Origin of the sequence: Treponema socranskii subsp. socranskii VPI DR56BR1116 = ATCC 35536 (genome assembly GCF_000468115.1) — a bacterium.
GTDB lineage: Bacteria > Spirochaetota > Spirochaetia > Treponematales > Treponemataceae > Treponema_D > Treponema_D socranskii.
In genome coordinates this window covers 1-10,889 of the sequence record NZ_AVQI01000069.1, presented here as the reverse complement: position 1 = coordinate 10,889, position 10,889 = coordinate 1, and the positions used below count along the sequence as shown (strand labels likewise).

Genomic DNA, 10,889 nt, shown 5'->3' with positions numbered 1-10,889 from the left:
CCGCCGCACGAAGTGCGGCGGGAGACGCCCGTATTATTAATTTTCGGATTTTTGTGCAAGCGGCCGGCGAGCGCGTCAATGCAATTACGACGAGATTAAAAAATTCGCGCATTTTATCGGATACCTTTAAAAACTTAGGTTTTCAAAATCCGCCGTTCCGTTGAAGTGCGATTATTTCTTTTTGCCCTGATTCGCGACGCCCGCCATTTTTTCGGCGATCGCTTTTTCGTCGCCGAGGTATTTTTTTCCGATCACTTTGAAGTTGTCGTCGAATTCGTATACGAGGGGAACGCCGGTCGGAATGTTCACTTCCAAAATCTCTTCTTTCGTCAGGTTTTCAAAATATTTTACGAGGGCGCGAAGCGAATTGCCGTGCGCAACGATGAGCACGCGCTCGCCTTTTTGCATGTGCGGTTTGATTTCGCTTTCAAAATAAGGAACGGCGCGTTCGATTGTCGTCGCAAGGCTTTCGGTCAAGGGCAGCACCGATTTGTCTTTTACCGTACGGTATGCTTCCTGCAAGCGGGGACTGCGCTCGTCGTTTTCAGTCAAAGCCGGAGGCGTTACGTCGAAAGAGCGGCGCCAGATTTTTACCTGATCTTCGCCGTATTTTTCGGCGGTTTCGGCTTTGTTCATCCCCTGCAGCGCGCCGTAATGCCGTTCGTTCAGCTTCCACGTTTTTATAACGGGCAGCCATTCGCGATCCATCGAAGCGAGCGCAAAGTTCAGCGTGTGTATCGCGCGTTTTAAAAACGACGTGTAGCAAATGTCGAAATCGAAGCCTTCTTTTTTCAATGTGACTCCGGCTTGTTTCGCTTCTTCCTGCCCCTTTTCGGACAATTCCACATCCGTCCAGCCGGTAAAAAGATTCAATTTGTTCCATTCGCTTTCACCGTGCCGAATAAGTACCAATTTCATATTTACCTCTTATAAAAAAAATCAATCATGCACACGCCTGCGCGACGAGCGTAAAGTTCAAGCAGCGCACGACTTTACGCTATCATAGCGCATTGCGCCGTGTCGGGCAACCGGAGCGTATACGTTTTTTGGAGAATATATTTTCCGCTGCGGTTACCCTGCCCCATTTTACGGTATGCCGGCACCCTTGCACGACGGCGTCCCGCCCTTCGTCAACGGATGCAACTTAATGTACACCGTCACACACGTATACCGATCGCTTCTCCGTCAGCGGACGCCGAGCGGCGTATAGCCCGCTTCGCTTACGGCATCGGAAAGCGTTTTTTCATCCACATCTTTTGAAAGCGCAACGACCGCGTTTTTGTCTTTTAAACTTACGTCTACTTTCGTCACGCCGTCGATCGCCGAAAGCGCTTTTTCGACATGCCGGCGGCAGTGGTCGCACATCATTCCGTCGATTGCAATCGTCTTTGTCATTTTCGGTTCCTCCGTTATATCGTTGTTTACAGCGCCGTCTGCAGCTGTAAACGTATTTGCCGCTTTGCCGTCCGGTGCAGGCGAAAGCGCAGTTGCCGCTTTGCCGTCCGCCGTAAACGCTTCGTCCGGCAGTTCGACCGGCCGCTTTTTCGTCTTCCGCTTTTTGTATATGTCGAAGAGATTCAAACGCAGGGCGTTTGTGACGACGCAAAAACTCGACAAACTCATCGCCGCCGCGCCGAGCATCGGATTCAACGCGATCCCGAACGCGGGAAACAGCGCTCCCGCCGCAACGGGAATGCCGATGACGTTGTAGCAAAACGCCCAAAAAAGATTTTCTTTGATGTTCGTCAAAACGCCGCGCGACAGGTTTACGGCCGTACTTACGTCCGTAAGCGTCGACTTCATGAGCACGACGTCGGCCGAATCGAGTGCGACATCGGTTCCGGCTCCGATCGCGATACCGATATCCGCCCGCGTCAAAGCAGGCGCATCGTTTATGCCGTCGCCGACCATCGCGACGCGCCCGTATGTTTGAAGACGCGAAACAACTTCGTCCTTTCCGTCGGGAAGTACGTCCGACACGACCGAGCGTATGCCGACCGTTTTTGCAACCGCCCGCGCGGTACGGCGGTTGTCACCCGTAAGCATGACAACGGCTATGCCTTCATCGTACAGAGTTCGGACCGCTTCGGCGCTGTCGGATTTTGCAACATCGGCTACGGCTATGATGCCGAGCGCTTTTTCGTCTTCGGCAAAATAGAGCGGCGTCTTCCCCTCTTCGGCAAAAGCTTCGCCCTTTTCTTTTAAGCTTGCCGAAAGTACATGATGCTCTTCCATAAGCGCCGCATTCCCGCCGAACGCGCTCTTGCCCGCGACCGTTCCGCGCACTCCGAATCCCGGAAGTGCGGCAAAGTCGTCTGCGGTTTCGTAGGCAATGCGCCGTTCCGCAACGGCTTCCATCACCGCGCGCGAAAGCGGGTGTTCGCTCTTCGCTTCGAGGCTTCCGGCAATTTTTAATAATTTTTCTTCGCTCTCGTCGGTGTATATGTCGGTAACGCGCGGCTTCCCCTCCGTCAGCGTCCCCGTTTTATCGAGCACAACGACGTCCGTTTTACCGCAGGCTTCGAGTGCGGCGGCCGTTTTAAACAAAATACCGTGCTTTGCGCCGAGTCCGCTTCCGACCATGATAGCGACGGGAGTAGCAAGGCCTAACGCACAGGGGCAGCTGATGACAAGCACGCTCACGGCACGAGCAAGGGCAAAGCCTGCTTCCGCGCCCGCAGCGAGCCACACGATCCCCGTACCGACCGCTAAAATAATGACGGAGGGGACGAAGATACCCGACACTTTATCCGCGAGCTTTGCCGCGGGCGCTTTCGTTGCGGCGGCGTTTTCCACCATATCGATAATTTTGCTTAAAGAAGTGTCTCTTCCGACGCGGGTCGCCCGGCACGTGAGAAATCCGTTTTGATTCAATGTCGCAGCACTCACGCCGCTTCCTCGCTCTTTATCGACGGGGAGGCTTTCTCCGGTAAGAGCGGACTCGTTTACCGCGCTCGCTCCCTCGGTCACCGTTCCGTCTACGGGAATGCGCTCTCCCGGCCGCACGATAAACAGGTCGCCGACTTTTACTTCGGACGCGGGAATCGTTACTTCCTTTCCATCACGCATGACGTGCGCTTGTTCCGGCGCCAAATCCATAAGCGATTTGATCGCATTCGTCGTTTTTCCTTTGCTGTAGGATTCAAGCGTTTTGCCGACGGTGATGAGCGTAAGGATCATCGCCGACGATTCGAAATACAGATCGTGCAGGTACGCATGTGCGCTCTTCATATCGCCCGAAGCCATCGCAAAGGTCATCAAAAATAAAACGGTCGTGCTGTATGCGAATGAAGCTCCGCTTCCGAGCGCGACGAGCGTGTCCATATTCGGAGCTCCGTGTACAAAGCTTTTAAAACCGCTCGTAAAAAATCGCCTGTTGATAAGCATGACGGAAAGCGCAAGCAGCATTTCATAGAGCGCGATCGATGCAGGATTGTTGTGCACGGCGAGCGGGACGGGCCACTTCCACATCATGTGTCCCATGGACACATACATGAGCGGCACAAGCAAAACGAGAGACGCAATAAGGCGCTTTACGAGGCGCGGCGTTTCCGTGTCTTCGAGCGACGCGCGTTTGGACGCCGCATCCGCCGAGCGCACATCTTTCGTATCGAGGGAAGCATTATAACCCGCTTTATCGACTGCAACGCAGATCGCCTCGGCACTTGCAGGGGATGCGAAATCGACGTTCATCGAATTCGTCAAAAGACTTACCGAAACGCTTTCGACACCGGGAACTGCGGCGACCGCTTTTTCGACATGGGCGCTGCACGCCGCGCACGTCATGCCGCTTACCGAAAATTTTGCCATATACATTGCCTCGTTATTGAAGTCTTTCTATTAGCCGCATCGTTTCATCGATGATTTTCGTATTGCCTTTTTTTATCTCTTCCGTAACGCAGCTTTCCAAGTGGTCGCGCAAAATCATGTAGCCGAAGGTACGAAACGCGCTTTCGGCGGCGGAAACTTGAATGAGCACGTCTCCGCAGTAGCGGTTTTCATCGAGCATCGATTTGATCCCGTTAAGCTGGCCGATGATCCGGTTTAAGCGCGAATGAAGCGCACGGACGGATGCTTCCCCGCGCGGCGTGTGTTTGTATTGGCAGCGTGTACACGTTTTTTTCGACGCCGCCTTTTCCTTACCTTCCTTTGCCATAGTTTCCCCCGTAAAAGACGTTTTCAATATAATACCCCTAGGGGGTATATGTCAAGCAGGATAGTGATCGAACCGGCAACGAAAGGAAAACAGGACGGCACGCGAAGCGGCGGAATGAACGGATATCATAAAAGTATAGAGCAATGAAAGCCCTTTTCACTTTAAGGAGGTAATAAAATGGGCTTCATTGCGAGTGCAACCGCCTTATGAGAATGACACTCGAACGAACGGCAATGTACGGCAGTATGTAGAGTATCATTCCCCGTCAATTAAAAACATATCATCTCGCTATTTCCCGGTCATTACAAAAACGCCTTTCCATTCCTGTTTCGGCGGCGATACCTGATAGCGCTCAATTCTTTTTAAAAATACTTTTGACGGTGCATCGTTGTATTTTTTCGCATTTTCGGAAAAATATTTTTTTGCATGCTGCCATTTTCTCTTTCGGTAATACGACAAACCGGTTTCAAACGTCCGTTTCAGATCGAGAATTTTATCGGTCGTTCCTTCTTTCGATTGCAGCACTTCATAAATACGCACGGGTTTCGTTTTCCCTTTAACCGTTATATAGTCGAGCTCGCGGCACACGAAGTCTTTTCCGAGCTTTTTATAAACGGTTTCCGAGATAATCGATTTCGAACCGTATTCCTTATTCGCACTTTCAAGCCGGGCTGCAAGATTTACGGTATCTCCGATCGATGTAAAATCTTTGCGCGTTTCCGAGCCGACCGAGCCGAATACGACGGATCCGGAATTGATTCCGATACCGACGGCAATAGCGGCCGCACCTTTTTCCAACGCGAGCTGTTTTTCGCGATACATCGCTTTGCGAATTTCCATCGCGGCTTTACAGGCATTGATTTCCTTTTTCGGACCGGAAAAAAACGCCATTATTTCGTCGCCGACATATTTATCGACGTCGCCGTCGTTATCGAAAATGATTTTCGTTTCTATGTCGAGGTAATGATTTAAAAGCCGTATAACTTCTTTCGGCGGTACTTTTTCGCAAAGGCTCGTAAAACCGCGGATATCCGTAAACAAAAAGCACAGTTCCCGCGTCGTGCTCAAACGGCCGGCTTTTTTTTCAGCGTTTTGCACCGTGTGAAACGACACATAGGGAAGCATCCCGCGCACAAGCGATACGATATTTTTTATTTCGACGGAGAGATTTTTTATCTCATCGTTCGTATGGACGGTTTCTTCAAAAATCAATTTGCCGGATTCGATCTTTGCGTTTCCGGCAAGCATATCGCTGAGGCTGTTCGCCGTTTTTCTGATGTTGCCGCAAAGAAAGAGAACGGGATTTACTATAAAGTCCGCGAGAAACAGCGTGACGATTATGGAAACATAGAAAAAGATCACCGAAATCGAAAGGATAAAAACTTTCGCCTGAAAATACGGCCGGTTTAAGACTTCTTTCAAATACGTAACGACCGAAAATCCCACGAGCTTTTGTCCCTCTCTGCGCGAAAAAGTTACCGGATAGACGTAGATGCACGTGTCCTTTTCCGACTTACAAATCGGCTTACCCCTCGTATTTATATTTTGATAATGCGTTATGTACTGAATGGCTTCCGACGGTAAAATCCTTTTTTCTTCCGCAGGAATTTGATTTATCTGCACGGCAGCCGTCGTATACGAAAAAACGTCGAATTCCGGCAACTCCGTAGAATAATCGATTTCGTCGAGAAAGACATTCGATTTACTGCTTGTCGTAATAATATCCGCTCTTTGACAAGGAAAAGGAGAAGACGCATTTGTTTTTTTTATGCCTTCGAGAAACGCGCTTATCTTCGTATGCAGCCCGTCGGAAAAATCGTAAATCGCGGCAACCTGCTCCGCAAGATTTTTGCCCGTATTGTCGGCGGTTTGCGAAACAAGCATTTTATAATTTTTCAAATCGGTGTAGATAAACGTCGAAAGGATGACAAGGATCGTCAAAAGAATAACGACGGTTATTTTCGTTTTTATGCGCGTTTTGATTTTAAAAGTTCTTACTCTATGCATCCATTCTTTTAACACCGCTTTTACGGTATCAAAACTTTCAAGCGCATCGGCTCCGTTTTTTTTTCGTCTTTTCAATTTTTCCGCCGCCTTTTTCCTAAGGACGGCTTCTTTTTTTTCTTCTTCGTTTAATAATTCTTTATATTCCACATACGATTCGTTTTGCGCTTTTATGGAAATTATTCCGACGGTGATGAGTCGTGAATGCAAAATAAAAGCCGAAAAGAACGCAATATATGCGAGTGGACTCAGCGCGGAAAACCAGCGGGCCGTATCCGCAAATAAAATGATTCCGCAAACCGACGCCGCCAAATAAAACGTCAGCGAAACAAGCAAACACAGATACACAATGGGCTTAGTTATTTCTTTTCGAAAAAACGACAGCACGGTGATGATAAACGTTATCGGCAAAAGAAAAAACGAAAGACAGCAAATATAAAAAAAATTAAAACCTCTCGTTACCGTCCCCGACAGCAATACGGTAAACGGGAAAAGCAAGCGCGAAGTTTGTTCGGGATGAAACAAATCCATTCGGTTCATGCTGAAAGGAAACAGCATAAGTTCGGCAAGAACGACAAGGGACAGCACTCTGAAAGTCAGGGGAGAAGCCGCAATTTGTCTCCCGTTTTTTTGATTTTTTCGAATACGATCTTCATCATAATTATTTATGGTTATATAATATGCTTCATTGTATAAAATATCAACATAAAGAATAAAGTCAGCTGCTTTTTCCGACCCAAAGTAATTGTAGTACGTCATTACAAATACGTCAATCAATATCTTTTTCCGAAATGACCGACACGCGAGAATACCTGCAAGGGATTGTATGCACCGACCGACAATCGACGTCTTCGAAATTCGACATAAAAAATTATAAAGCACTTTACAAAATAAAGTAAATAAGTTATATTGTTCCGGAAATCGAAACCGAGTATAAAAGACTGCAGCTTTTTATCCGGCTTCGACGGCAAGATTTTCAGACACACAAGGAAGTATTTTATGAAAAAGATTTTATGCGGTATATGCCTTCTATGTGCGGCATGCGCGTGCACGTTTGCAAAAGAAGGAAGGGAAAAATCGGAAACCGGCATGGGATTCGATTTCGCACTGGCCGGTCTCAAAAGCGATTTCGCTCTATCGACCGCCGTCACGTCTCCGTGGTTTTTCGACAATTCGTTCGCGTTCCGACTAAATGCGGAATACTATTTCCCCGACAGCGAGTACACATACGGATACCCTGTCGTCGATTTTTCGATAATGAGCGGACATCTGATGCAAACGGCAAATATCCGCTTGTACGGCGGCGGCGGGCCCATGGCACGTTTTCCCCTCGACGAAGAGTATACGGTTGCCATAACGGGTCAGGGATTTTTCGGCTTTGAATTCTTTATGACCCAAAAGCCGGTCAACTTCAGCTTTTTTACCGAAATCGGAGGCGGCGGATTCGGCTTTCACGCAAAAGCCGGTATGCGCTACACGCTCCCGATGTACCGATAAAACACACAATCGAATATAAAAGCGCCGATGTGCACTCGACTTTAATCGGCGTTTTCTATATTCTGAGGATGTTGCAAAAAGGTACTGCAGTATGAACGACGAAGAGATAGAAGAACAGCTGTCTTTAATCGGTGCATTGGCGGAAGACGCCGAAGCGGGTTTCGAATCGATGCTCGTGCCGTTTTCGGTATACGGCATTGCCATTCCCGTCGGAACGGGTGCAACGTACGGTTGTCTGTTTTTCGGTTCGGCAAAATACGTGTGGCTCATTTGGCTCTTCGTCATCGGATTTTGCCAGCTTTTTTTACCGCTGTATTTCCGCCGGCAACGGCAGGAAAAAATACAAAGGGCAAGTGACCGCATCTTTGCCGCTCTATGGGGCAGTATCGGTTTTGTCATCGTATTGAATTTTGTACTGTCGTTTTTCGGTAAGCTCGATTTTTCCGCCGTTTTTTTCATCATCGGCATATTGATAGCGGTCGGATGTGTTACGAGCGGAACGCTGATACAAAGGCGCGCAAGGATTATCATGTACGCGGAAGGCGTCCTCTGGCTCTTGTCCGCACTGCCCTGCCTCTTTGTAGGGCCACACACAGCTCCGCTCATCATAAGCGCGGCAACTTTCGTTTTGCTTGCAATCCCCGCCCTCGCCGCTCTCATCATCATGCGAAAAAAGAAGTCGTCCGATGACCGCTGCTGATCGGCAAGTCGATTTTTTCGATCACCGCCTGCTCGACGAGCAGCTGTCTTCCCGCCTGCGCCTTGCGGTTATGTCCGTTCTCCTCGGCTGCCAAAAAATCGAATTTACCGCGCTGCGCGATACGGTACATGCGACCGACGGCAATCTGACCGTTCACTGCAAAAAATTGGAAAACGCCGGTTATCTGACGGTCGAAAAACGGTTCGTAAATCGAAAGCCCGTGACACTGTACAGCGCAACCCCGCTCGGACGAAGAGCGGTAAAAAAATATGCCCAGCAGCTCGCATCGCTCTTGGAAAAGTGAAGTGCAGATATACACAGAAAGGAAAATGCGCCGTATCCGGGTCAAATGTACGCTCAACACGTTCGTAAAAATAGTTTGACTTCACGCAAAAGCTGTGGTATCTTTATAGAAACAATAACATCGGTATATTTCCGATTCGCTGCGTGTACTTTCGAAAACATACGTTCTTCGAAAGTTTTTATTTATGGGAGAAATGCCATGCAATTTTTTGATACTCACGCCCACATCGGGCTGATCTATGATGACCCTATTGAGCAGCTCCGCGTCATTCAGCAGGCAAAACAGGCCGGCGTTGCCCGCATCATATCCATCAATAACAGTCTCCTCGATTTTACGCGCGTGTACAATACGCTGAAAGCGGTAAACGGCATCTACCATGCAGTCGGAGTCGCTCCGTCCGAAGTGACGAATCCGGGCAAAGACTACGCAAATACGATCGAAGAAAATCTCAAATTGCCGAACGTCGTCGCCGTCGGCGAAACGGGACTCGATTATTATAAGCAATTCGGCGACAAGCGCTCGCAAATCGAATTGTTTATCACACAGCTCGAAATCGCACAAAAGCACAATCTGCCGGTCATCATCCACAACCGAGACGCTGGTAAAGACATATTCGACGTACTTTCCGAACGCATTCCGCAATCGGGTGCGATTTTCCACTGCTATTCGGAAGACGCAGTCTATGCAAAGCGCTGCCTCGACGCGGGCATGAACGTGTGGTTTTCGTTCGCGGGAAATTTAACGTACCGCAATGCGCGCAACCTCCACGAAACGGCGCTCAACGTACCCGTCGACAGAATTCTCATCGAAACGGAAAGCCCCTTTATGATTCCGGCCGAATTCCGCGAAAAAAAGCGTACGATGCCGGCATACATCACGTCGACGGCGCATTTCCTTGCCGATCTGCTCGAAACGGATATCGAACAGCTTGCCGATCAACTTTGGAAAAACAGCTGCAAAGCGTTTAACCTTCCCGAATAATGCCGTATCATCCCGTTACGATCGGCTCTCTCACGCTCGACGGAAACATATTCCTCGCGCCCGTCGCGGGATACAGCGACCGCTCGTTCCGTTCGATCTGCGTCGACTGCGGCGCTTCGTTCACATATACCGAAATGGTATCCGCCGAAGCGCTCGTCCGAGACAACGATAAAACCGAACGTCTTTTGCGGAAAGCTGAAAACGAAACGGCGTACGCGGTACAAATCTTCGGCGGCAATCCGGACGTCATCGCAAAGGCGGCCGCCCTCGTCGCCGAAAAAACCGATTGCGTATGCATCGACATAAACTGCGGCTGCCCCGTTCCGAAAATCGTAAAAACCGGAGCCGGAGCCGCGCTCACGAGAGATCCCGAAAAATTACATGCCGTCGTACAAGCGGCCGTCCGTGCACTCGAACATGCAAAAAGACGCGTCCCCGTCACCGTAAAGATCCGCTCAGGCTGGGACGATAAAACGATCACGTGGAAAGAAGCGGCGGACGCGGCTCTTTCGGCAGGCGTCGCCGCGATTACGATGCACCCGCGGACGAGGGCGCAGGGCTACGAAGGCAAAGCCGATTGGAATGCGCTCGCCGAGCTCGTTTCATTTGTGTCCGGCCGCGTCGGCGTCTTCGGATCGGGCGATCTCTTTTCACCGGAAGACGCACGGGCGATGTTCGAAGCGACCGGCTGCGATGCGGCGATGTTTGCGCGCGGTGCGATGGGAAATCCGTTTATCTTTACAAAGACAAAGGCGCTCCTCACGACCGGAAGCTATGAAGACGTCGGCATCAGAGCGCGCATCGATGCGGGTTTCCGAGAACTTAAACTCCTCATCGAAGACGCAGGAGAAGCGAACGCATGCAAAGAAATGCGAAAGCGATTTTGCGCGTATACGAAAGGCATCCCCGGCGGCGCGGAGCTGAGAGCGAAACTCGTTCACGCGTCGAGCGAAGCCGACTACCGTGCGATAGTTTCGGGACTGCGAGGATAAAGACCGAAAGTACAGCCGATTTTTTACGGACGGACTAAAGCCGTAAGCAAAACGGAACAAAACCGTCGGCAAACCCCACGGAAATCAATTTTTACCTAAAAAATCTGAATGTCGAGCTTTTTGAAAAGCAAATAATTATTACAGTTTTTTGATTTCCGCTTCGGTGAGACCGGTTATAAGGTGAATTTCAGTAAGCGGATACTTGCGTTCGGCCATCAGCTTTGCCGTTTCCCGCTTTGCTTGATACGATCCCGC

The 10,889-nt window shown here is 49.7% G+C and carries 9 protein-coding genes; 5 read left to right on the top strand and 4 right to left on the bottom strand.

Translation table 11 applies throughout. From position 1 onward, the window contains the following. Nucleotides 1-171: 171 nt before the first annotated feature. The 4 genes from gpmA to HMPREF0860_RS09700 form a co-directional block, all read right to left on the bottom strand. Nucleotides 172-918, bottom strand: a complete 747-nt coding sequence (gpmA, locus tag HMPREF0860_RS09715) for a 2,3-diphosphoglycerate-dependent phosphoglycerate mutase (RefSeq protein ID WP_021330399.1) — start codon at nucleotides 916-918, stop codon at nucleotides 172-174. A 267-nt stretch (nucleotides 919-1,185) separates the two neighbouring features. Further along, entirely contained in the window at nucleotides 1,186-3,810 is a 2,625-nt protein-coding gene (locus HMPREF0860_RS09710) for a heavy metal translocating P-type ATPase (RefSeq protein ID WP_021330400.1), read from the bottom strand. 13 nt (nucleotides 3,811-3,823) lie between these two features. After that, nucleotides 3,824-4,156 (bottom strand): metal-sensing transcriptional repressor, encoded by a 333-nt coding sequence (locus tag HMPREF0860_RS09705; RefSeq protein WP_038081088.1) that lies wholly within the window; start codon nucleotides 4,154-4,156, stop codon nucleotides 3,824-3,826. A gap of 288 nt (nucleotides 4,157-4,444) precedes the next feature. Beyond that, nucleotides 4,445-6,835, bottom strand: a complete 2,391-nt coding sequence (locus HMPREF0860_RS09700) for an adenylate/guanylate cyclase domain-containing protein (protein ID WP_038081090.1) — start codon at nucleotides 6,833-6,835, stop codon at nucleotides 4,445-4,447. 324 nt (nucleotides 6,836-7,159) lie between these two features. Between HMPREF0860_RS09700 and HMPREF0860_RS09690 the strand changes: the two genes are divergently transcribed. The 5 genes from HMPREF0860_RS09690 to dusB all read left to right on the top strand — a co-directional run bounded on the left by HMPREF0860_RS09690 (nucleotide 7,160) and on the right by dusB (nucleotide 10,634). Next, nucleotides 7,160-7,657 (top strand): hypothetical protein, encoded by a 498-nt coding sequence (locus tag HMPREF0860_RS09690; protein ID WP_021330402.1) that lies wholly within the window; start codon nucleotides 7,160-7,162, stop codon nucleotides 7,655-7,657. Between the two features lie 91 nt (nucleotides 7,658-7,748). Continuing rightward, entirely contained in the window at nucleotides 7,749-8,357 is a 609-nt protein-coding gene (locus HMPREF0860_RS09685; RefSeq protein ID WP_021330401.1) for a hypothetical protein, read from the top strand. Then, nucleotides 8,344-8,661 carry a winged helix-turn-helix domain-containing protein gene (locus HMPREF0860_RS09680; protein WP_021330393.1) on the top strand — a complete coding sequence of 106 codons (318 nt, stop codon included), beginning with the start codon at nucleotides 8,344-8,346 and terminating at the stop codon, nucleotides 8,659-8,661. The genes HMPREF0860_RS09685 and HMPREF0860_RS09680 overlap by 14 nt, the downstream gene beginning before the upstream one ends. Nucleotides 8,662-8,859: 198 nt before the next feature. Then, nucleotides 8,860-9,642, top strand: a complete 783-nt coding sequence (locus HMPREF0860_RS09675; protein WP_021330397.1) for a TatD family hydrolase — start codon at nucleotides 8,860-8,862, stop codon at nucleotides 9,640-9,642. Beyond that, on the top strand, nucleotides 9,642-10,634 hold the full coding sequence (gene dusB / locus HMPREF0860_RS09670; RefSeq protein WP_021330398.1) for a tRNA dihydrouridine synthase DusB: 993 nt from the start codon (nucleotides 9,642-9,644) through the stop codon (nucleotides 10,632-10,634). Before HMPREF0860_RS09675 ends, dusB begins: the two co-directional genes overlap by 1 nt. Nucleotides 10,635-10,889 lie beyond the last annotated feature (255 nt).